Raw genomic sequence first — 21,680 nt, 5'->3', positions numbered from 1 at the left:
CGGTTCATGGCCAAATCCCGCTCCGTTCCCGATGTATGGATGATCGCCGCTACGCTCGGCATTCTAGCCATAGGCGTAGTGATGGTGTATAGCGCTAGCGCTGTGGCGGCTTTCCACGATTATGGCGATTCGTATTACTATGTGAAAAGGCAATTGTTGTTTGCCGTTCTTGGGATCGCTTCGATGTTCGTCACGATGAACGTGGATTACACGTTCTGGCGCAAATGGGCAGGGCCTGCGTTGCTCGTTTGCTTCGGAATGCTCGTCATCGTGCTTATTCCGGGGCTCGGCGTAGTACGCGGCGGAGCCCGGAGCTGGTTAGGAATCGGTTCGTTCGGCATTCAACCGTCCGAGTTTATGAAGCTAGCAATGATTTTTTTCATAGCAAAGTTGCTCTCCGAGAGACAGAATCAAATTACCGATTTTACAAAAGGATTACTTCCGCCGCTTGGGATTATGGGGGCGGCGTTCGCGCTGATTATGCTGCAGCCCGACTTGGGTACGGGTACCGTTATGGTCGGAGCGACTTTGCTGGCGATCTACGTCGCCGGTGCGAGATTGACCCATCTAGGCGGCCTAGCTATGTTAGGCGTGTTAGGATTAGTAGGATTAATAGCGGCAGCGCCCTATCGACTACAGCGAATTACGGCTTTTTTGGATCCTTGGCAAGACCCTCAAGGCGCCGGATATCAATCGATCCAGTCGCTTTACGCGATCGGGCCGGGCGGGTTAGTCGGCCTAGGACTAGGGATGAGCCGTCAGAAATATAATTATTTGCCGGAACCGCAAACGGATTTTATTTTTTCGATTATAGCCGAGGAGCTAGGTTTTATCGGAGGCTCCTTGTTGATTTTATTGTTTCTGCTTCTCATATGGCGAGGCATGAGGACGGCGATCACGTTAACCGATCCTTTTGGAAGTTTGCTTGCTACCGGAATCGTCGGTATTTTCGCCGTTCAAGTATTGATTAACGTTGGAGTGGTAATCGGCTTATTGCCGATTACGGGCGTAACGCTGCCGCTCGTGAGCTATGGAGGCTCTTCGTTGACCTTATTGCTTACGGCGCTTGGCATTTTACTTAATTTATCCCGATATTCGAGGTGAAGTTCATGCGAGTCGTGTTAACCGGAGGCGGCACGGGGGGGCACATTTATCCCGCGTTGGCCATTGGCCGCGAAATATCGGAGAAACAACCGGGTTCCTCCCTTCTGTACATAGGAACGAACCGCGGCTTGGAGAGCCGAATCGTGCCGGAACAGGGGATCGCATTCGAAGACGTAACGATTACCGGATTCCGGCGTTCCTTGTCTTGGGAGAACGTCCGGACCGTCGTTCGTTTCGTGCAAGGGGTGCGACGTTCCAAGCAGTTGCTTAGAAAATTCAAGCCTGACATAGTCGTGGGCACCGGAGGTTACGTGTGCGGTCCGGTCGTCTATGCGGCTTCGCGCTTGGGGATTCCGACGTTGATTCATGAACAGAACGTCGTCCCGGGCTTAACGAATAAATTTCTAAGCCGTTACGTGAATGGCGTGGCGGTCAGTTTCGCGGAATCCGTAAAGCTGTTCGATAAATGCCCGGATGTCGAGTTTGCGGGTAACCCATGCGCCACGAGGGTGTTGCAAGCCGACCGCGCTAAAGGCTTTGCCTCGCTTGGATTGCCGCAGGAGACGCCTTTTGTTCTTGTCGTAGGCGGAAGCGGCGGAGCGAAAGCGATCAATAACGCGATCGTGGAGATGGGGCCGTTGCTGCACAAGCTGCCGGGTACCGATTTCGTATTCGTCACGGGCGAGAGATTCTATAACGATACGGCGGCGGCGATCAAACGGATGAGTCCGGAAGCTTCTGGTCACGTGCACGTATTGCCTTATATTCACAATATGCCTGAAGTGCTTGCGGCGGCGACTCTGTTTATCGGACGCGCGGGTGCTTCTTTCCTGGCGGAGATTACTTCCTTGGGATTGCCGTCCATCTTGATTCCGTCGCCCAACGTAACGAATAATCATCAGGAAGCTAACGCGAGGAGCCTTGCGGATGCCGGAGCGGCCCGGATGATCCTGGAACGGGATTTGACGGGCGATTTGCTGTTCAGCCATATTAGCTCCATAATGGGCGATTCCGTCCAAAGAGGCGCGATGGCTCAAGCTTCTCGTGGTCTTGGCATGCCTAAGGCCGCTTCCGCCATTTATGAACAAATAGTCCGTATTCAACGGAAAAGATAATAATCATGGTCCTTCGGAGAGCATGCAACTGGGCGTTTGTCACCACCCCCGCCTAGCCGTCATAAGATACAACGTGATCGTGACTGCCGAACTTGAAGCAACGGCAATGACGGCAAGTGCAGCCCTGAAGGACTCGTTAGGAGGATAATGCCATGCAGCAGTTGGTCGCTGAATTACAAGAAGCGGGAATCGGCCATGTGCGGCTAAATGAGCCCCTCGCCGGACATACGACTTGGAAAATCGGCGGACCTGCGGATCTAATGATCATTCCGGAATCGGATGGCGAGCTCGCGGCGGCTTTGACGCTGCTGAACCGTCACGACGTGCCGTGGTGCGCGCTAGGTCGGGGATCCAATACTCTGGTGTCCGACAAAGGAGTTCGCGGAGCCGTCATTAAGCTAGGAGACGGCTTTGACGATGTACGGTTCGATGGCGAGACGGTGTCGGCAGGCGCTTCGTATTCGTTCATCAAGCTATCTGTCATGTCCGGCAAAGAAGGGCTTACCGGCTTGGAATTCGCGGGAGGAATTCCGGGGACGGTAGGCGGTGCCGTGTACATGAATGCCGGGGCTCACGGTTCGGACATTTCACGCATCTTACAGTCAGCAGACATCATATGGGAAGACGGGAGTCGGGCAGTGCTTGGGAAAGATGAGATGGAATTCTCGTATCGCCATTCCATCCTGCATGAACGCAAGGGGATCGTAACCCGTGCGGTATTCCGGTTGGCGAACGGGGACCGTAAGGAAATCGCGGCGGCGTTAGCCTCGTTCAAAGATCGCCGATTGCGTACCCAACCGCTCCAAATGGCGTGCGCGGGGAGCGTGTTCCGCAACCCTCCGAACGATCATGCGGCAAGGCTGATCGAAGCGGCCGGATTAAAGGGGTTGCGGGAAGGCGCCGCGGAAGTTTCCCAATTGCATGCCAACTTTATCGTCAACCATGGCGGTGCCAAGGCTGAGGACGTTCTCACGCTCATTCGACGAGTTCAACTTACTATCGAACAAACTTATGGAATCGTACTAGTGCCGGAGGTTCTCTTGTTGGGTGAGCGGTAACCCGGAGGTGAAACCCTTGGACAATTTGGTGATTGAAGGCGGTCATCCGCTTTCGGGCACCATTCGTATCCACGGAGCCAAAAATGCTGCTTTGCCGATTTTGGCCGCCAGCTTGCTCGCAGAAGGAAACGTGACGATCCGCAATGTTCCCAGGTTGCTCGATATCGAAGTGATGCTGGATATACTGCGGGATCTCGGGTGTAAAGCCCGACATCAGGATGCGGTAGTGACGGTCGATTCGGCGGTCGCGACTTCTTCTCACATTCCGGAGAGCCTGATGCGGAAAATGCGATCTTCGGTTTTCTTGATGGGACCGCTTCTCGCGCGTTTCGGAGAGGCTCAGCTCTATCAACCCGGAGGATGCGCGATCGGCGAAAGAAAGATTGATTTGCATTTGCGCGGCCTTGCGGCTCTTGGTGCGAATATAGAAGAGAAGGGCAGCAGAATTATTTGCTCCGCCCGTCGACTTAAAGGAGCCGAAGTCAGCTTGGATTTTCCTAGCGTCGGAGCTACGGAAAATATTATGATGGCAGCCGTTCTCGCCCAAGGCCGAACAACGATTATCGGAGCGGCCAGAGAACCTGAAATCCAGGACCTGCAGCTGTTCTTGAATCGGATGGGCGCGAGAGTGTCGGGCGCCGGCACGGATACGTTAACGATCGACGGAGTGGAATCTTTGTACGGGTGCGATTTCGAGGTCATTCCGGACCGCATCGTTACCGGCACCATCATGGTTGCCGCCGCCGCGACGCGGGGAGAAGTTACTCTTGAGAATACGCAATCGGGGCAACTGACCTCTCTCATTCATGTCCTTCGCCGGGCAGGTGTTCAAATCGAGGTTGGAAATGATATAATTAAAGTTGGCGCTTACGCTAGACCGTCCGCGGTTGATCGTATTGTTACGTCGCCTTATCCGGCTTTTCCTACCGATCTGCAAGCGCAGGTAATGACGTTGCTCGCTCTGGCCGACGGAGTTAGCGTCATGAAAGAAACGATATTCGAAGGACGGTTCAAGCATGTGGATGAACTGTGCCGCATGGGAGCCGATATCCGGGTCGACTTGAATAATGCTTTTATTCGCGGAGTGCCTCAGCTATATGGCGCGAGGGTGGAAGCAACCGATCTGCGCGCGGGCGCGGCGCTCGTCATTGCGGGGCTGGCGGCGCAAGGCCGCACAATCGTGGAACAGGTGCACCATATCGACCGCGGCTACGATCGGATCGAGGAAATGTTCCGCCGGATCGGCGGAGACATTACTCGCGAAGTTCACAAAAGCAAGGTATACAGCTAACGGTGATGGTTCCCCGCCGCGGAAGCTTACTTCGGCTGCGGGTTTTTTTTATGAACGAGAGGGACAAGGGGGATGGGTGATGAACGAACGGATTCCCGCATTGAAGCGCGAAGAGGGAATTCCTCGCTCGCGGCGCGGGAAAAAATTGCTAAGACTTCTGATCGCCCTTTTTATTATCGTGCTCATTGTATTGTTCTTCCGTTCCCCCTTAGCCGAAATCTCGGAGATTCAAATTACAGGCACGCAATATTTAAGCAAAGATGAAGTGGCGTCGCAGCTCGGCGTGACGACCGGCGACTCCTTCTTTGTGCCGAGTATCGGTAAATTGAAGAAGAGACTGGCGGAGTTAGAGCCGATCGAGAGCGTTGAGATCATCAAAAACTTTCCGGGCCAGCTGCGCGTCGAAGTAAAGGAGTATCCGCAAGTAGCGGTACAGCTTGCTAGCGACGGCAAAGTGTTCGCCGTTCTATCCAACGGCTTGACATTGCCGATTCCGGAAGGTAACTTGCTAGATAAGCCGATTCTATCGGGCTGGAAGCCGGATGAAGCCAACTTGATCGCTTTATGCCGCGTTTTGGACGAGCTTCCCCATTATCTGCTGGCGGATTTATCAGAAATTCATCCGGATCCATCGACCTCGTATCCGAATCGGATTAAGTTGTTTACCCGTTCCCGCTTTGAGGTCGTCACGACGATAGAGAAACTGAAAGAAAAAATTACCTATCTTAGCGATATCGTGCAAAATCGGGAGCCCGGAAAGATAATAATGTTGGAAGCAGACACTTATTTGCCCTATTCGGCGGAAAATGTTACAGAGGATTTGCAATAAGCCGATAAACTTAAGGAAAAAGGACTCTACTCAATAATCAAAAAGAATGCTAGAATTTCATTTATGGGTGAAATAGGTTTCTTTTAGATTGTCCAATCGCATCCTTAACGAACGACTAAAAAAATTGTAGAAAAAAGAGGGAAAACCTCGTGGATGTGGAATAAGTAGAGGAAGCATCCCTTGTACACAGCCACTTTCATTGAACTACGGGAGGTGCCACCGGTTGAGCAACAACGACCTCATCGTCAGCCTGGATATCGGAACGTCTAAAATCCGGGTGATTATCGGGGAGATCAGCAACGGGGCCATTAACATCATTGGCGTAGGTTCTGCAGATTCCGATGGAATCCGTAAGGGCGCCATTGTAGATATTGACCAAACCGTGCAGTCCATCCGTAATGCCGTCGATCATGCAGAACGCATGGTCGGAATTGGAATTAGCGAGGTTTACGTCGGGATATCCGGCAATCATATCGCATTGCAAAGTAATCACGGAGTCGTCGCGGTTTCCAATGAAGACCGGGAAATCGGCGAGGAAGACATCGAACGTGTTTTACAAGCAGCCAAAGTGGTTGCCTTACCGCCTGAACGAGAAATCATTGGACTTGTTCCCAAGCAGTTTTTAGTTGATGGATTGGCGGATATTCAAGATCCGCGAGGTATGATCGGCGTTCGACTGGAAGTTGAATGCACCATTATTACTGGAACTAAAGCAGCGGTACATAACTTGATGAGATGCGTAGAGAAGGCAGGTCTGCGTATTTCGGGCCTTATCTTGATGTCGCTTGCATCGGGAATGATGGCTTTAACCAAAGACGAGAAGCAAATGGGAACCGTTCTGGCGGACATTGGAGCAGGCTCGACTACGCTTGCCATCTTCGAAGGTGGAAGCCTTGCGGCTGTTTCAACCCTTCCGATTGGCGGGGACTATGTGACTAGCGATATTTGTTATGGCCTCAAAACCCAGACGGAGCATGCGGAAAAAATCAAGCTGAAGTACGGGTGCGCCCGTACGGATGATGCGGCAGAGGATCAGAAATTCAAAGTCATGCGGGTTGGAAGCAACATGGAGAAGGAATTCTCCCAGCTCGATCTTGCGAATATCATCGAACCTCGGATGCAAGAGATTTTCCAAATGGTACGTCAAGAAGTCAAGCGCTTGGGGTATCATGACAAAATTAACGGCTACGTGCTTACGGGCGGTTCCGTTTCTTTGCCTAGCGTCCTTCCGTTGGCGCAGATCGAATTGGAATCCAATGTGAGAATCGCCGTGCCCGATTATATCGGAGTGAGAGATCCGTCTTTCAGCAGCGGCGTCGGCATGATTCAGTATGTAACCAAATATGTTCGGACACGCGGCGCGGTAGGAACCAAGCGCGCACCGAAAGCGAAAGCGGCGAGCGGCAGCGCGAATACGGCATCCAAGCCTGGCATTGTTGAATGGTTCAAAAACATGTTCAAGGAATTTATTTAAGCCGCCGCTTATTAAGGAACCATTCATGCGAAGCAAGGAGGAGTTAGCAAATTATGTTGGAGTTTGATTTTGAAATGGAGCCACTTGCGAAAATCAAAGTCATCGGAGTCGGTGGCGGCGGCAGTAATGCTGTAAACCGAATGATTGAGAACGGCGTCAAAGGCGTCGAGTTTATTACCGTTAACACGGATGCCCAAGCTTTGCATCTGACGAAATCGGAGCAAAAGCTGCAAATCGGGGATAAGCTTACACGCGGACTCGGAGCTGGAGCAAACCCGGACGTTGGTAAGAAAGCGGCCGAAGAGTCCCGTGAATTCATTACGAATACGCTTCGTTCCGCGGACATGGTATTCGTTACGGCAGGTATGGGTGGAGGAACCGGTACCGGTGCCGCTCCCGTAATCGCGGAATTGGCGAAAGAATGCGGAGCTCTTACGGTTGGGGTAGTTACGCGTCCATTCACGTTCGAAGGACGTAAACGCTCTACTCAAGCAGAGCTTGGTATTGAAGCGCTTAAAGAAAAAGTAGATACGCTCATCGTTATTCCTAACGACAGATTGCTTGAGATCGTCGACAAGAAGACGCCGATGCTAGAGGCTTTCCGCGAAGCGGACAATGTTTTGCGCCAAGCGGTTCAAGGCATCTCTGACCTTATCGCCGTGCCGGGATTGATCAACCTCGACTTTGCTGACGTGAAGACGATTATGTCGGAACGCGGATCCGCGTTGATGGGGATCGGTCAAGCATCCGGCGAGAACCGTGCCATGGAAGCGGCTCGTAAAGCGATCATGAGTCCGCTCTTGGAAACGTCCATCGAGGGCGCTCGCGGCGTCATCATGAACATTACCGGCGGTTCTAACTTGTCGCTCTATGAAGTCAACGAAGCGGCGGAGATCGTCATCGCGGCTTCCGATCCGGAAGTGAACATGATCTTCGGAGCAATTATCGATGACAACTTGAAGGATGAAATCAAGGTTACCGTCATTGCTACGGGTTTTGAGCACAAAGGACCTTCGAGACGTCCGATTGCGACACCTATGCCTCAAGCGCAGCCTCAGGCACAAGTTCAAACGGAGAGCTCGAATCCTTCCGATCTTCGCCAGACAGGGAATCTTCGTCCTTTCGGCAATCAGAACTTGTCGAGCGATCAATTGGATATTCCGGCATTTTTACGTAATCGTCCGCGTAGCGATCGTTAAATCGAATAAAGTTTTATTCAGGAGCTTCGGGTCCGCATTTTGCGGATCCGAAGCTTTTTTATCGACAAAAAAAGGCTTAGAGGGTCGGCAAGATTAGACAGACACCGAATTTGAAAGCGATTATACTGGGTTCATCCATCCCGGCTTGCGCATCGGCGACGTCTTCCGGGCGATCAAGGATGGGGGCTGCCTATGACCGTATATGTAGATTTAGTCTTTTTCACCAACTTAGCCGTAGACGGGGCCGTCTTGCTCGCTACAGCTAAAGTACGCCGTCTTCGGCCGACCCGAAGCCGTATATTCGCCGCCGCCATAATCGGGGCCGTATATGCGGCTGCCATGTTCTGGGCTCATTACCCGTACCTCTATTCCTTCGGAGCTAAAGTGTTAGTTTCACTAGGAATGGTGCTACTCTCCTATGGTTATGGTGGTCCGTTGCATTTTATCCGTAACTTCGGTGCCTTTTACTTAGTGAACTTTGCGACGCTAGGCGGTGTAATCGGACTATCCTACCTGCTTCGTTCCGCAGATTCACCGTGGGGCGGAGTCACGTATACAGCGGACGGAGGCTTGCTATTAGAGTGGCAGATGCAGTTAGGCTTGTTCGCGGTTACCTTCCTGCTCTCCTTATGGTTGTTCCGCAGCACGTCGGAAACGCGTAGGAAGACGCAAAGCTTGGAACAGCTATTCTGGGATGTCGAGATTAAAATCGGAGATGGCAGTTGGGCAATTAAAGCATTGCTGGATACCGGCAATCGACTGTACGATCCTCTGACTCGCATTCCCGTAATGATTATGGAAGCAAGCGTCTGGAAGGAGCAATTGCCTCAAGGCTGGTGCGACCGTCTCAAGGGGGAGTCGGCCGATCAACTAATCTCCGAGTTGGGTGCGCCTTCCTCAGAGGATTATTCATGGAGCAATCGACTGCGACTGGTACCTTACCGCACAGTGAATGGCACTACCCGTCTCATGCTGGCCGTAAAGCCGGATGCGGTTTTGTTGTCTCGGGAAGGACATCCCCTTCTTCAAGTGAACCGGGTTCTTATTGGTTTAGATGGAGGAACTTTGTCATCCGAAGGTACTTATCGCGCCATTGTCCACCCCGACATGGCCCATGCCGACCCCTTGTCGTCGGCTCCATCTCAACCTGCGTGACAGGAGGTTAGCAGAAATGTTCGTGAACCTGAAACTAAAGACCCAATTATCGTTTTATCGCCTGTTATTCTGGTTTGGGTGGAAGAGTGAAGAGGTCTATTACATCGGAGGGAGCGAGGCGTTACCCCCTCCGCTGAGCCGCGAAGAGGAAGAGTACTTGCTTGAGAGGCTGTCAACGGGAGACGCTGCGATCCGCGCTATGCTTATTGAAAGAAACTTGCGGTTAGTCGTCTATATCGCCCGTAAATTCGAGAATACGGGTATCCATATCGAAGACCTTGTATCGATCGGAGCCATCGGTCTCATTAAGGCGGTAAATACTTTTGACCCGGACAAGAAAATCAAGCTTGCCACCTACGCATCCCGTTGTATCGAGAATGAAATTCTAATGTATTTGCGCCGGAATAGCAAAACGCGGACAGAGGTTTCTTTCGATGAGCCGTTGAATATCGATTGGGATGGAAATGAACTTCTTCTGTCAGATGTGCTTGGAACGGAGAACGATACGATTTATCGCAATATCGAAGAGCAAGTCGACCGTAAATTGCTGCACAAAGCCCTGGATAAGCTCAGCGAGAGAGAGCGTACGATCATGGAGCTGCGCTTCGGTTTGGCGGACGGCGAAGAAAAAACGCAGAAAGACGTCGCTGACTTGTTAGGCATATCACAGTCGTATATTTCCAGGTTGGAAAAAAGAATTATTAAGCGGCTACGCAAGGAATTTAATAAAATGGTGTAGATATTACGTGGAAATTCGATCTTTTCCGGCTTTTTCCGCGAGTGTCATTAATATCAGTCAAGGGAATAAAAACCCCTACCCGGAGATACTTTACATTAATGCTGCTCCCCGGGAGGAATTGCCTTGACCCGCAACAAAGTGGAGATTTGTGGAGTGGACACCTCAAAGCTGCCCGTTCTAACCAATGCCGAAATGAGGGAACTGTTTCTCGCTCTACAGACCCGAGGAGAGATCTCCGCCAGGGAAAAATTGGTGAATGGTAACTTACGCCTGGTTTTGAGTGTGATCCAACGGTTCAATAACCGTGGAGAATTCGTAGACGACTTATTTCAAGTCGGCTGCATAGGCTTAATGAAAGCAATCGACAACTTTGATCTGAGCCAAAACGTTCGATTTTCAACCTATGCGGTTCCGATGATCATCGGGGAGATCCGTCGTTACTTGAGGGACAACAACCCGATCCGAGTTTCCCGAAGCTTGCGCGATATCGCGTACAAAGCGTTGCAAGTAAGGGACCAACTAACGAATCAACATTCCAGAGAACCGACGATCTTGGAAATCTCCGAGGTTTTGAACGTGCCGAAGGAGGATATCGTATTCGCTTTGGATGCGATACAAGACCCGGTTTCCTTGTTCGAACCGATCTATCACGACGGGGGAGACCCGATATTCGTCATGGATCAGATTAGCGACGAGCGTAACAAAGATGTTCAGTGGATCGAAGAGATCGCCCTTCGCGAAGCGATGAGAAAGCTGAACGATCGGGAGAAAATGATTCTGTCCATGCGCTTCTTCGAAGGCAAAACCCAGATGGAAGTAGCCGACGAAATCGGGATCTCGCAAGCTCAAGTATCGCGGCTAGAAAAGTCGGCCATTCAGCAAATGCAAAAGCACGTAAAAACGTAGTACAGGCTGTTACGGTTATGCGAGAGGGTGGAGGTTGTCGCTTCACTCTCTTTTTCTGTTGTAATTAATCGTTGTGCGTTGCTCCTTCGGGCAGCTCTCCCCATTGAAGCGTCTATAGCCATTATCCCCTTCGCTCAGTTTTTTTCTGATGGATGTATGTTGACATCGAAATGGACTTGAGCTGAAGTCAGATACATTGGATTTGATGACAAGATGGACTTGAGCTGAAGTCAGATACATTGGATTTGAAGACAAGATGGAATAGAACTGAAGTCAGTATGTATTTAGTGAATAGGAAAACATCCCCGCATGAATCGGAAGCAGCAACTTCGTGATCGTTCAGCTGACATCCTTCAACTGATTAATATAATTGAGCTTATGATGTTTGGAATAGTTCTCTCGATTAATTAGATCAGGATATTTTATGGTGGGAGTAGCGGTACAATGCTGTACCAGGAAACTAAAAATGTTTTCGCTTTTCTGGAGAAGGTTGAAGATAAAGCAATACTGATCAAGATAAGATTGCAAGTGTTTGGGTCCGATGCCGTTGAAAGTATGATTAATCCAGTTAGAGGCGCGGTTGCAGAGAATAATGAGGGCATTATACCTGTTGCGGCTAAACTTTTGGGTTACGATGGTTAAGTCCGTTGTTGTCGGATCCACATACTGAGCAATAAAAGCATGGCTTGCTGCCGTAGTTATGCGATCGTGGATGAGATGGTTATCGGCGATCTTCTTGATTTTGAGACGGATGATCCGTTCGTTTATGTCAATGCTGCCGCCGGCAAGCAGAGGCTGCTCTTGAGGATGACGATAAACTGTCGGGTTGTATGGGCGTCCATAGACTCCCCAGTTTACCCTCACCAATCCCGAAAGGTAATCTTTAGACTCGGCGTTAGACATGGCATGACGTATTTTATGACAAATGAGCCAAGCGGTTTTGTAGGTTGTGCCGATAATCGATGCTAATTTAGTCGCGCTTACGCCTTGCGGAAGCGAATGGAGATACAGGGCCTGAAACCAAAGCTTAAGCGGAGTTCGGCTCCCCTCTAGTATTGTCCCGGCGGTAAGCGAAGTCTGAGCATGGCAATCACGGCACTCATACAATGGGTGCTTGCGGGAGCGAATCAAATAATATTGTCGATGGGAGCATCGAGGGCAACAAAAGCCATCGGGCCAACGAGCCAGGAAAAACGCGGCGGTGCATTTTTCTTCGGTGTCATATTGATTAAGGAAATGCTCGAAACTAGGCGTATCATGCAACCGAATCACCACCAAATAGAACGTATGTTCTTATTTTTATTTTACAAAATATTGCTGAAAAGGTCAAGTTATTTAAATAAAAATCCGGCGGTGTTGAGATTGATGCTCGGGGCGTTTACGGGAAAAGTAACTGAGCGAGGGGGATAATGGCCATACGAAATCAGAGAGAGCAGTATACCTGACTAAAAGGGATAATGGATATAGGAGGCCAGAATAGAAGGCAGCCTGAACGGAAGATAACTTAACTGAGGGGGAATTGGGCAAAAGCTGACTTCATAAAGTTGTTTCCTCTAAACGGACCGTACATTTTTTCAGACTGGCTCATATATTGAGTAGTAGGGTACGAAGGCCTAGCCGAATGGGGGCGAGGGATTGTGAAAATTTCGGATTTTCAGACGAAGGACGTCATTAACATCGTGGACGGGAAGAAGTTGGGGCAGGTCAGCGATTTGGAGCTGGATCTTCGCCAGGGGCGAATCGATTCGATCGTCGTGCCGACGTCCACGAGGTTGTTCGGGATGTTCGGGGGCGGCAACGACGTGGTCATTCCTTGGAGGAACATAGTCAAAATCGGAACGGATGTCGTGCTTGTTCGTTTGGATGACGCTAAAGTGTATAGGCTAGAGGACGGGGACCAACATTCGGGAAGATAGCGCGCTTCGGCGCCTTTCTTCCGATTGCGGCGGAGCTATGGTACACTGGGTTCGGAGGTGTCGATTTTGGAGCCGTTTCAATTGCGCATAGAAGATGAAAAGTCATCGTTGTTAATGCTGCATTCTTGGTGTGAGAGGAATGGCATTACTGCCGGTTTCACGACGAGGCAAGCCAAGAATACGGCGCTTCACGTGGGAGACGATCCCGGGAATGTATTGACTTCGCGCAATAATATTGCCGAAGAATTAAGCTGGCGATTCGAAGCGTTTACTTGCGCGGAACAAGTCCACGGCAACGATGTTTACGTCATCTCTTCCGAAGATATAGGACGTGGCCGATTAGATAGGGAAAGCGCGATACCGAACACGGATGCGCTCATTACGAATGAATCCGACGTTTTGCTGGCAATGTATTTTGCCGATTGCGTACCGTTATATTTCCATGATCCCGTCACGGGAAGCCTTGGACTCGCGCATGCCGGCTGGAAAGGCACGGTTTCGGAAATCGCCGTCAAAACCGTTGCGAAGATGCAGGCCGTATACGGTGCGGAGCCGGAAAATATACTGGCCGCGATCGGCCCTTCTATCGGAAGTTGTTGTTACGAAGTAGATCGACGCGTGCTTCAGCATGTACGCCCGCTTATTGATTTGCTTAGAGCCGGAAACCCGATAATAGAGGAGTCTAGTATCGTCATATCTTCCGAATCGGAAGGCCGCGCGTACCTCGACTTGAAACATTTAAACCGAGAACTTATGATAAAAGCAGGAATTTTGCCGAGCCGCATCGAAATGTCATCATGGTGTACAAGCTGCCGAACCGACCTTTTCTTCTCCCATCGGAAAGAGAATGGCGTTACTGGACGAATGATGAGCTGGCTGGGAAGGAAATCGAGGTGATCGTTTCGTGACATTGCAAAGCCGTTTACGAGACGTGGAAAACAGGCTGGAGCAAGCGTGCAACAGAAGCGGCAGGCAAAGAGAAGACATCCAGATTATTGCCGTAACGAAGTACGTATCTGTACAAACGGCCGAAGCCGTAGTACAAGAAGGCATAAACCACATCGGAGAAAACCGATGGCCGGACTCTAAGCCGAAGTGGGAAACGCTGCAAGGACAAGCAGTTTTTCATTACATAGGCTCCTTGCAAACCAATAAAGTAAAAGATGTCGTAGGCAAATTCGATTACGTTCATTCATTGGACCGTCTGTCATTAGCGGAAGCGATTCAAAATCGAGCGCGGACGTTGGACATTCAAGTTCCTTGTTTATTGCAGGTGAACGTATCGGGAGAGCAGTCGAAACACGGTTTAGCGCCTAACGAAGTAAAGCCGTTCTTAATCGAACTTCAAAAGTACGATCGGATTAAGCCGATCGGGCTGATGACGATGGCTCCTTACGAAAGCGAGCCTGAGGAGACGAGGCCGGTGTTTCGCGCGCTGAGAGTGTTACGGGACGAGCTGAATGACTCATCCATCTTGAAAGAGCCGTTAACGGAGCTTTCGATGGGAATGTCCAATGATTTTGAAGTGGCCGTGGAAGAAGGAGCCACGTTGGTGCGTTTGGGAACGGTGCTGGTAGGGAAAGAAGAGATATAGAGGAGGGATAATCATGGGTGTCATGAATAAATTTCTGAACTATTTAGGACTGCAAGAAGAACATGAGCAGGAGCAAGATCAAGATCGCGAGAGATACGCGGGATCCGAGGAGCAAGAAATTGAAACCCCGGTGTTCGATTCGCGTAAACAATCAGGTAAGAACAACGTCGTAAGCATACATTCGCAGAAAAACTCCCGTGTCGTTCTGACTGAGCCACGTTCCTATGAAGAAGCGCAAGAAATTGCCGATCAGCTGAAATCGCGACGTTCCGTCGTTGTGAATCTGCAACGCGTAAGAAGGGATCAAGCGATTCGGATCGTTGACTTCTTAAGCGGTACCGTATATGCGCTTGGCGGCCATATTTCTAAACTAGGCCCGGATATTTTCCTTTGCACGCCGGATTCTGTGGAAGTGTCGGGAACGATCACGGAGATCTTGTCAGACGAATCATCCGCTGACTATCCCAAAATGAGGTGACACCAGGTTGGATCAAGTAGAAAAATATATAGGTATATTGGGCAGTATTTACTCTTACATGATCATTATTTACGTGCTGATGTCATGGCTGCCTTCCGTTCGCGAAAGCTTCGTCGGCGAGTTTCTCGGCAAACTTGTGGAGCCATACTTAAAGCCGTTCAGAAGATTGATACCTCCGATCGGAGGCATGCTGGACATTTCGCCGATCATTGCGTATATCGCATTAAGATATGTCATTCTTGGTCTAGTGACCGTATTGAGATTCTTGTTCGGAGAATAAGGGTTGAGGGTGTCCAATGTCGCATAAAGAAATTTACGAGCATTTTCATCCGGATGAAAAAGCATTCGTTGATCGCGCCTGGGAATGGGTCGAACGCGCCGCGCAACGTCATGAGACGAAGCGGACGGATTTTCTCGACCCGCGCCAGGCGCATATTTTATTTACGCTGGCCAATCGCCATCCCGATGCGCAGGTGTTGCTGGCAGGAGGCTCCGCGCAAGCGGAGAGGCAGAGAGCGGTAATTGCTCCGGATTATAAGAATCTCGATGACGTCGATATGGGGATCGCTGTCTTGGACATTTCGTCGGACGACCGGCGCATATCCGAGTTGGACCACGGCGACTATCTTGGAGCGTTGCTTGGACTTGGCATCAAGCGGGACAAGATCGGGGATCTGCACGTTAGCGAAGAAGGCTGTCATGCGCTTATTGCCGAGGAGATCGGCGATTTCATCGTTGGTCATATGAAGCAAGCTCACCGGGTAGACGTTAGCGTCACCATACGTTCGCTCTCCGAGTTGAGGGAAATCCAATCGAAGCTGGAGGAACAAGTACTATCCGTGGCGTCGATGCGTTTGGATGGAGTAGCGAGCGACGTTTTCCGGCTTAGCAGGACTAAAATCATCGCCCCGATCAAGGCGGGCCGATGCAGAGTCAGTTGGAAGCCGGTGGAAGACCCGTCGCATCCGTTGAAGGCCGGAGACGTCGTCTCGATGAAAGGCTTCGGGCGATTCAAAGTGCTTGAAGTGGAAGGCGTGTCGAAGAGCGGAAGAATTCGGGTAAGGGTTGGTAAATTTGTGTAGGGGAATAGAAGGATTTTCACAGATTTCGTCGAATTCAGTTTCTGAACAACCTACACGGAAATCATGACTTAGGAGGTGCGCCAATGCCACTTACGCCATTGGACATCCATAACAAAGAATTCGCACGTCGTCTGCGCGGATACGACGAAGATCAAGTGAATGAATTTCTCGACCAAATCATCAAGGATTACGAAGCGATGATCCGCGAGAATAAAGAGCTGCAAAACGTAATCGCCGCATCACAGGACAAGCTTGGCCACTTTTCCAATATCGAGGAAACGTTGAGCAAAACGATCATCGTGGCGCAAGAAGCGGCAGATGAATTGAGAGGCAACGCGAAGAAAGAAGCCCAGCTTATCGTAAAAGAAGCGGAGAAAAACGCCGATCGCATTATCAATGACGCGTTAGCCAAGTCCCGTAAAGTGGCCTTGGAAGTCGAAGAATTGAAGAAACAAGCGACGATCTACCGTGCGCGTTTCCGGGCGCTGATCGAGACGCAAATGGAATTATTGACTCAAGATGGCTGGGAATCGTTGGACAGTCGCGAACCGCGCGGCATCGAGGCGTAAAATGGTGTCAGAAAAAAGATCCTTTCGGGTCTTTTTTTGTTTTGAAGTAAAAGCGGGTTTGACAAAAGCTCCGGTAAAAAGTATAACAGGGATATACGATTATTCCATACCCGATCGAAGACGGGAATCAGTAAGCGCGTAATCCGAAATTCAGAGAGCTGGCGGGAGCTGCAAGCCAGCGTGAGGAACGCGCCGAATATCATCCCCGAGATGCGATGCCGAACGCCGTGGACCTTGTGTCCGGGTTTAATAAGCAGAGCCGGACGTCCGCCGTTATCAGGAACGCGCACTATGTAAGCAGTCGGAAACGCTGAGCTTTGTCGACCGTCTTCGGTGCGTTGCGAGTTGCCGCCAAGCTTTCCATACACGGAGCATAGGCGGAACAAGGGTGGTAACGCGAGCTAACCTCGTCCCTTTCCAGGGGCGGGGTTTTATTTTTTTGCAACGAAAGGATGAGGAAGATGCAACGCGTAGACGTAAAAGAAAAAGCAAGATCCCGCGAAGTGCGTATCTTGGAGCAATGGAAACAAGAGGATACGTTCCGCAAGTCCATCGACAACCGCGAAGGCAAGCCGAACTTCGTTTTTTACGAGGGACCTCCGACGGCTAACGGCAAGCCGCATATCGGCCACGTGCTTGGCCGCGTCATCAAAGATTTCGTCAGCCGTTACAAAACGATGGCAGGCTACCGCGTCATTCGCAAAGCCGGTTGGGATACCCACGGATTGCCTGTCGAGCTTGGCGTCGAGAAGCAGTTGGGCATCTCGGGCAAGCAAGAAATCGAGAAATACGGCGTTGAGCCTTTTATTATCAAGTGTAAAGAGAGCGTATTCGAGTATGAGCGCCAATGGCGCGAGCTTACCGAAGCGATCGCGTATTGGACTGATCTTGACGATCCATACATCACGTTGGATAACAATTATATTCAAAGTGTGTGGCATGTCTTGGCTACGATCCACGACAAAGGCTTGCTCTATCGCGGGCACCGGGTTAGCCCGTATTGCCCGTGTTGCCAGACGACCCTTAGTTCGCACGAGGTTGCGCAAGGGTACGAGGACGTTAAAGATCTGACCGCGACGGCTAAATTTAAGCTGAAGGAAAACGGCGAGTACGTGCTAGCTTGGACGACAACGCCTTGGACGCTGCCGGCTAACGTCGCTCTTGCCGTTAACCCGCAATTGGACTACGTTCGGGTTCGTCAGGATGTCCAAGTGTTCGTCGTCGCCGCAGCGTTGGCGGATAAAGTCATGAAAGGCGAATACGAGACTTTAAGTACGGTTAAAGGGCGCGAGCTAGTCGGACTGACCTACGAGCCGTTGTTCCCATACGTGACCGTAGAAAACGCTTATCGCGTGATCGATGCCGATTACGTTACGGACTCAAGCGGTACGGGGATCGTCCATATTTCCCCGGCGCATGGGGAAGACGACTATCGAGTTGCCCGCCAGCACGACATTCCGATGCTAATGGTCGTAAACAACGAAGGGAAATACATTAGCGAAGTAACGGATCTGGCAGGCCGTTTCGTCAAAGATTGCGACGTCGACATCGTGAAGATGTTGTCCGAACGCGGTTTGCTTCATCACAAAGAGAGAATGGAGCATAGCTACCCTTTCTGTTGGCGTTGCAAAACTCCGTTGCTCTATTACGCGACGGAGAGCTGGTTCATCAAAACGACAGCAGTCAAAGATCAACTGATCGAGAACAACAAAACGATTCAATGGTATCCGGAGCATCTGAGAGACGGCCGCTTCGGCAAATTCCTCGAGGATTTGGTCGATTGGAACATCAGCCGGAATCGTTACTGGGGTACTCCGCTTAACGTATGGACATGCGAAACGTGCGGAAAAGAAAAAGCCCCTCATAGCATCGCGGAGCTTAGCGCGCTGGCTATCGGCGACGTGCCGGAAAACATCGAGCTGCATAAGCCGTACGTAGACGCGATCCAATTGCGATGCGAATGCGGCGGAGTCATGAATCGCGCATCGGAAGTGATCGACGTCTGGTTCGACAGCGGCTCCATGCCCTTCGCGCAGTATTTCCACCCATTCGGAGACGAAACGAAGTTCCAAGAGCAGTATCCGGCGGATTTCATTTGCGAGGGGATCGACCAAACGCGCGGTTGGTTTTTCAGCTTGCTGGCCGTATCGACGTTGTATAACGGCAAAGCGCCATACAAATCGGTTATCTCTACCGGACACGTTCTGGACGAAAGCGGCCAGAAGATGAGCAAATCCAAAGGAAACGTTATCGACCCTTGGGAAATCATCGACGAGTTCGGAACCGATGCTTTCCGTTGGTCGCTCCTCGCGGATAGCGCTCCGTGGAACAGCAAACGGTTCTCCAAAGGAATCGTTGCGGAAGCCAAATCCAAAGTAGTGGACACTCTCGTTAACACGCATGCTTTCTATGCGCTGTATGCCTCGATTGACGGTTATGTAGCCGATGAGCACGCGAAAGTAAAATCCGATAATAAGCTCGACCGTTGGATCATCTCCCGTCTGAATTCTTTGATCTCCGACGTTGCCAAAGGCTTGGAAGTAAACGACTTCCTGAATCCGGCAAAAGGCATCGAAGCGTTCATCGACGAATTGTCCAACTGGTACGTTCGCCGTTCCCGCGACCGTTTCTGGGGAAGCGGGTTGACGGATAACAAGCTTGCCGCTTACCAAACTCTGGGCGAAGTGCTTCTGACGTTGTCCAAGCTGATCGCGCCTTACGCGCCGTTCGTATCCGAAGATATTTACGGGAATCTAGGCGGCAAAGGCAGCGTGCATCTTGCGGATTATCCGCAAGCGGATCAATCGGCTATCGATAGCCAATTGGAACATGAGATGGCAGCCGTGCGGAATATGGTCGAGCTTGCCCGTAACATTCGCAACGAATCGAGCTTGAAGACGCGTCAACCGCTGTCCGAGTTGCTCGTTTCCTTAAGCGGCGAATTCGATCTGTCGGGTTACGAAGAGATCATCAAAGACGAGATTAACGTCAAAACGATCACGATCGTGAACGATGATAGCGGGTTGTCAACTTCAACCTGAAGCTCAATTTGAAAGTCGCCGGGAAAAAATACGGCAAAAACGTCGGTCCGATTCAAAATGCCTTTAAGGGAATGTCTAGCGACGACACGCGTGCAATCGTCCAATCCGGCAAGTTCGACTTCGTTACTCCCGAAGGCGAAGAGCTGACCGTCGATCTGGAAGAGATCTTGGTCGAGAAAGAAGCGAAGACGGGATTTGCTTCCGCATCCGGCGGCGGCTTGACCGTTGCGCTTAACACGGAGATCACGCCTCAGCTCGAACAGGAGGGCTGGGTTCGCGAAGTGATCCGCGCGGTACAGGATACACGGAAGAAGCTGGACCTTCCGATCGAGAAAAGAATCGATCTCGTGCTGGAGGTCGACGCCGAGCTTGAAGCGGCGCTTCGCGAGTTCGATCACGTACTGAAGGAAAACGTGCTCGTGAACGAAGTGGCGTTCGGGCGGACAGACGATACGGAGACGGTTCAAGCCGGCGAGAAATCGATCGGAATCGCCATCGTCTCATAAGCATAATAAGCATAGTTATTAGCTAAATATAATAAAGAAAACGATAAGACGAGCTCCGATTTCCGATTGCCGGTCAGGTTTCAAGCCTGCGGCGATCGGGAGGGCTCGTTTTGTATTTGGCGGCTTAAGGGTAAGAGAGGGAAAAGGACGCCTGAAGGGATGTGCGAATATGGGCGACAATTCCAATAACGGGAAACCGAATCAGATTAAAGTGAAGACGACTCCGGAAGCTACTCTGGAATCAACGGAAAGATTGGCTCACGAAGCGAAGGACCTGCGGGGAACGCTTGGTTATTTATCCAAGAAGATCGATCGCTTAGCGATCGACATGGAGAAGGCGCAGTTAAAGGAATACGTAAATTTAATGCATCGTCCTTGGCAACTGATCTGGAGAAACTTTATCTCGGGAATTTCCCGGGGGGTGGGCATTGCTCTCGGATTTACGTTTTTCGCCGCGACGATCGTGTATTTGCTGCAATTCCTAGGTGCGCTCAATTTGCCTATCGTTGGGGATTATATCGCGGATATCGTTCGCATCGTTCAGCGGCAGCTTGAAATAAATCCGTATTGAGCAAGGGAGCTGGATGGTTAATGAGCAAAATCTGCACAGATATATGTCTCTCCAGCCGCATATCTTTTTCCCCACAAAGTGAACCTTATGCTGACGAAGCTTATTCCGATTACTTTGCGGGGGCCCCGGGATAACCCATTGCCTTGATGAGATTTAATGGTGGCAATGGGCTCCAAGAGGCGGACGTAAACTCTTACGAGACATATATCTGCTCCGATTTCTGCTCTTACATCCAGCTGGCTAGGATTATTTTAAGCTGTGATTAGTTTATTATTTATCCGCCCACTCGTCGGGTTCGAGGAGAAGGTCACCTTCGTTGTCGGCCATGTACCGGTGGTAAGCGCGGTTGCGTACGACCGTTAGGTTGTTCCCGGTAATATCGGTGGCCAGGAAGCTTTCGAGCGGCTCGACAAAACCGTCATTCTCGTCGGCTTCGATGTTCATATGGTCGTAATCTTCGATATTGTTGCCTTCGGCCATGGCCGGACTGTTGGAGCTTCCCCATGATTCGACGATCTGCCATGCATCCTCGCCGTCAAACCCGGTTTCGTCCCTTTCATCGACGCTGCTGCGCCCGAAGGGCGGATACAGGTACATTTCCTCGGCCGGGCGCCTATCCGAGTTTCTTGCCTCGGCTCATGCTCAATGCAATAGATTGCCGTGGGTAGAGCTTCGAGCCTTTCGATCGGGATGAACTTGCCGCAAGCGGCGCAATGGCCGTATTCGCCCGTTTCCATCCGATGTAATGCAGCTTCGACCCGCTCCAGACGAAAGGCTTCCTTCTCCAACAAAGCCAAATCTTTGCTTCGCTCGAACATTTCGGAGCCCGCGTCCGCAGGATGGTTATCGATACCGGATAGATCCCCGGTGGAATCGCGATACGATGCGGCCAAGCCGAAGTGGCTGTTCCCGCGCACGCGTTCTTCCAAGTCGTTACGCTCTTGCAGCAAACGCCTTTTGAGCGTCTGGATTCGCTCTTGATCTAACGGAATAGTCAAGATGTCCACTCCCTTCATCTTCTGACTGCCTATAGCTTTCTCGAGATTGTCCGGT

At 50.8% G+C, this 21,680-nt stretch carries 20 protein-coding genes, 2 pseudogenes and 1 other annotated feature; of the genes and pseudogenes, 20 read left to right on the top strand and 2 right to left on the bottom strand.

Annotated elements, in window-relative coordinates; translation table 11 throughout:
• Positions 1-6: 6 nt before the first annotated feature.
• From spoVE to sigG, 10 genes are all read left to right on the top strand, one after another.
• Complete coding sequence (gene spoVE / locus FPL14_RS03595) at positions 7-1,104, top strand: stage V sporulation protein E (RefSeq protein WP_182301736.1); 1,098 nt, start codon at positions 7-9, stop codon at positions 1,102-1,104.
• A gap of 5 nt (positions 1,105-1,109) precedes the next feature.
• Positions 1,110-2,219, top strand: a complete 1,110-nt coding sequence (gene murG, locus FPL14_RS03590) for an undecaprenyldiphospho-muramoylpentapeptide beta-N-acetylglucosaminyltransferase (RefSeq protein WP_182301735.1) — start codon at positions 1,110-1,112, stop codon at positions 2,217-2,219.
• Between the two features lie 152 nt (positions 2,220-2,371).
• Positions 2,372-3,277, top strand: a complete 906-nt coding sequence (gene murB, locus FPL14_RS03585) for a UDP-N-acetylmuramate dehydrogenase (protein ID WP_182301734.1) — start codon at positions 2,372-2,374, stop codon at positions 3,275-3,277.
• A gap of 16 nt (positions 3,278-3,293) precedes the next feature.
• Complete coding sequence (gene murA, locus FPL14_RS03580; RefSeq protein WP_182301733.1) at positions 3,294-4,568, top strand: UDP-N-acetylglucosamine 1-carboxyvinyltransferase; 1,275 nt, start codon at positions 3,294-3,296, stop codon at positions 4,566-4,568.
• Between the two features lie 79 nt (positions 4,569-4,647).
• Complete coding sequence (locus FPL14_RS03575; RefSeq protein ID WP_182301732.1) at positions 4,648-5,397, top strand: cell division protein FtsQ/DivIB; 750 nt, start codon at positions 4,648-4,650, stop codon at positions 5,395-5,397.
• Positions 5,398-5,620: 223 nt separating this feature from the next.
• On the top strand, positions 5,621-6,871 hold the full coding sequence (gene ftsA / locus FPL14_RS03570; protein ID WP_182301731.1) for a cell division protein FtsA: 1,251 nt from the start codon (positions 5,621-5,623) through the stop codon (positions 6,869-6,871).
• Between the two features lie 53 nt (positions 6,872-6,924).
• Entirely contained in the window at positions 6,925-8,070 is a 1,146-nt protein-coding gene (gene ftsZ, locus FPL14_RS03565) for a cell division protein FtsZ (RefSeq protein ID WP_182301730.1), read from the top strand.
• A gap of 192 nt (positions 8,071-8,262) precedes the next feature.
• Entirely contained in the window at positions 8,263-9,225 is a 963-nt protein-coding gene (gene spoIIGA, locus FPL14_RS03560) for a sigma-E processing peptidase SpoIIGA (RefSeq protein WP_182301729.1), read from the top strand.
• A 16-nt stretch (positions 9,226-9,241) separates the two neighbouring features.
• The gene (gene sigE / locus FPL14_RS03555) at positions 9,242-9,964 is read left to right on the top strand and encodes an RNA polymerase sporulation sigma factor SigE (protein WP_182301728.1); all 723 of its coding nucleotides are present in this window, start codon (positions 9,242-9,244) and stop codon (positions 9,962-9,964) included.
• Positions 9,965-10,087: 123 nt separating this feature from the next.
• On the top strand, positions 10,088-10,870 hold the full coding sequence (gene sigG / locus FPL14_RS03550; RefSeq protein ID WP_182301727.1) for an RNA polymerase sporulation sigma factor SigG: 783 nt from the start codon (positions 10,088-10,090) through the stop codon (positions 10,868-10,870).
• Positions 10,871-11,209: 339 nt separating this feature from the next.
• Here sigG and FPL14_RS29750 read toward each other — a convergent pair whose 3' ends face one another.
• Positions 11,210-12,058: a transposase gene (locus tag FPL14_RS29750; protein WP_407644660.1), complete on the bottom strand. Its 849-nt coding sequence runs from the start codon at positions 12,056-12,058 to the stop codon at positions 11,210-11,212.
• On the opposite strand from FPL14_RS29750, the gene FPL14_RS29745 reads away from it, so the two are divergent.
• From FPL14_RS29745 to FPL14_RS03500, 10 genes and pseudogenes are all read left to right on the top strand, one after another.
• A complete protein-coding gene (locus FPL14_RS29745) occupies positions 11,954-12,280 on the top strand; it encodes a hypothetical protein (protein ID WP_229263763.1) in 327 nt (108 codons plus the stop codon). The genes FPL14_RS29750 and FPL14_RS29745 overlap by 105 nt on opposite strands.
• 227 nt (positions 12,281-12,507) lie before the next feature.
• Positions 12,508-12,786 (top strand): YlmC/YmxH family sporulation protein, encoded by a 279-nt coding sequence (locus FPL14_RS03540; protein WP_182301725.1) that lies wholly within the window; start codon positions 12,508-12,510, stop codon positions 12,784-12,786.
• A 57-nt stretch (positions 12,787-12,843) separates the two neighbouring features.
• A complete protein-coding gene (gene pgeF / locus FPL14_RS03535; RefSeq protein ID WP_407644643.1) occupies positions 12,844-13,683 on the top strand; it encodes a peptidoglycan editing factor PgeF in 840 nt (279 codons plus the stop codon).
• A 7-nt stretch (positions 13,684-13,690) separates the two neighbouring features.
• Positions 13,691-14,380 carry a YggS family pyridoxal phosphate-dependent enzyme gene (locus FPL14_RS03530; protein WP_182301723.1) on the top strand — a complete coding sequence of 230 codons (690 nt, stop codon included), beginning with the start codon at positions 13,691-13,693 and terminating at the stop codon, positions 14,378-14,380.
• Between the two features lie 13 nt (positions 14,381-14,393).
• Positions 14,394-14,858: a cell division protein SepF gene (locus FPL14_RS03525; protein ID WP_182301722.1), complete on the top strand. Its 465-nt coding sequence runs from the start codon at positions 14,394-14,396 to the stop codon at positions 14,856-14,858.
• Positions 14,859-14,865: 7 nt separating this feature from the next.
• Positions 14,866-15,138 (top strand): YggT family protein, encoded by a 273-nt coding sequence (locus FPL14_RS03520; protein WP_182301721.1) that lies wholly within the window; start codon positions 14,866-14,868, stop codon positions 15,136-15,138.
• 16 nt (positions 15,139-15,154) lie between these two features.
• Complete coding sequence (locus FPL14_RS03515) at positions 15,155-15,940, top strand: YlmH family RNA-binding protein (protein ID WP_182301720.1); 786 nt, start codon at positions 15,155-15,157, stop codon at positions 15,938-15,940.
• Between the two features lie 83 nt (positions 15,941-16,023).
• Positions 16,024-16,509 (top strand): DivIVA domain-containing protein, encoded by a 486-nt coding sequence (locus tag FPL14_RS03510; RefSeq protein WP_182301719.1) that lies wholly within the window; start codon positions 16,024-16,026, stop codon positions 16,507-16,509.
• A 108-nt stretch (positions 16,510-16,617) separates the two neighbouring features.
• Positions 16,618-16,927 (top strand) — a binding site (T-box leader).
• A 43-nt stretch (positions 16,928-16,970) separates the two neighbouring features.
• A pseudogene (gene ileS / locus FPL14_RS03505) lies at positions 16,971-20,056 on the top strand (isoleucine--tRNA ligase).
• A gap of 169 nt (positions 20,057-20,225) precedes the next feature.
• Positions 20,226-20,627, top strand: coding sequence for a DUF5665 domain-containing protein (locus FPL14_RS03500; protein WP_220471210.1), 402 nt, complete (start codon positions 20,226-20,228; stop codon positions 20,625-20,627).
• Positions 20,628-20,897: 270 nt separating this feature from the next.
• Here FPL14_RS03500 and FPL14_RS03495 read toward each other — a convergent pair.
• Positions 20,898-21,643 (bottom strand): annotated as a pseudogene (locus FPL14_RS03495) (TraR/DksA C4-type zinc finger protein).
• Between the last annotated feature and the right edge of the window lie 37 nt (positions 21,644-21,680).

It is taken from the genome of Cohnella cholangitidis (assembly GCF_014107495.1).
Taxonomy (GTDB): domain Bacteria; phylum Bacillota; class Bacilli; order Paenibacillales; family Paenibacillaceae; genus Cohnella; species Cohnella cholangitidis.
The sequence above is the reverse complement of the archived record's forward strand: the minus strand, read 5'-3'. Positions and strand labels throughout refer to the sequence as shown.

Coding starts and splice junctions, on each gene's coding strand:
- spoVE (WP_182301736.1), top strand. CDS start 7: ATGGCCAAATCCCGCTCCGTTCCCGATGTATGGATGATCGCCGCTACG.
- murG (WP_182301735.1), top strand. CDS start 1,110: ATGCGAGTCGTGTTAACCGGAGGCGGCACGGGGGGGCACATTTATCCC.
- murB (WP_182301734.1), top strand. CDS start 2,372: ATGCAGCAGTTGGTCGCTGAATTACAAGAAGCGGGAATCGGCCATGTG.
- FPL14_RS03575 (WP_182301732.1), top strand. CDS start 4,648: ATGAACGAACGGATTCCCGCATTGAAGCGCGAAGAGGGAATTCCTCGC.
- ftsZ (WP_182301730.1), top strand. CDS start 6,925: ATGTTGGAGTTTGATTTTGAAATGGAGCCACTTGCGAAAATCAAAGTC.
- spoIIGA (WP_182301729.1), top strand. CDS start 8,263: ATGACCGTATATGTAGATTTAGTCTTTTTCACCAACTTAGCCGTAGAC.
- sigE (WP_182301728.1), top strand. CDS start 9,242: ATGTTCGTGAACCTGAAACTAAAGACCCAATTATCGTTTTATCGCCTG.
- FPL14_RS29745 (WP_229263763.1), top strand. CDS start 11,954: ATGGCAATCACGGCACTCATACAATGGGTGCTTGCGGGAGCGAATCAA.
- FPL14_RS03525 (WP_182301722.1), top strand. CDS start 14,394: ATGGGTGTCATGAATAAATTTCTGAACTATTTAGGACTGCAAGAAGAA.
- FPL14_RS03515 (WP_182301720.1), top strand. CDS start 15,155: ATGTCGCATAAAGAAATTTACGAGCATTTTCATCCGGATGAAAAAGCA.
- FPL14_RS03510 (WP_182301719.1), top strand. CDS start 16,024: ATGCCACTTACGCCATTGGACATCCATAACAAAGAATTCGCACGTCGT.
- FPL14_RS03500 (WP_220471210.1), top strand. CDS start 20,226: ATGGGCGACAATTCCAATAACGGGAAACCGAATCAGATTAAAGTGAAG.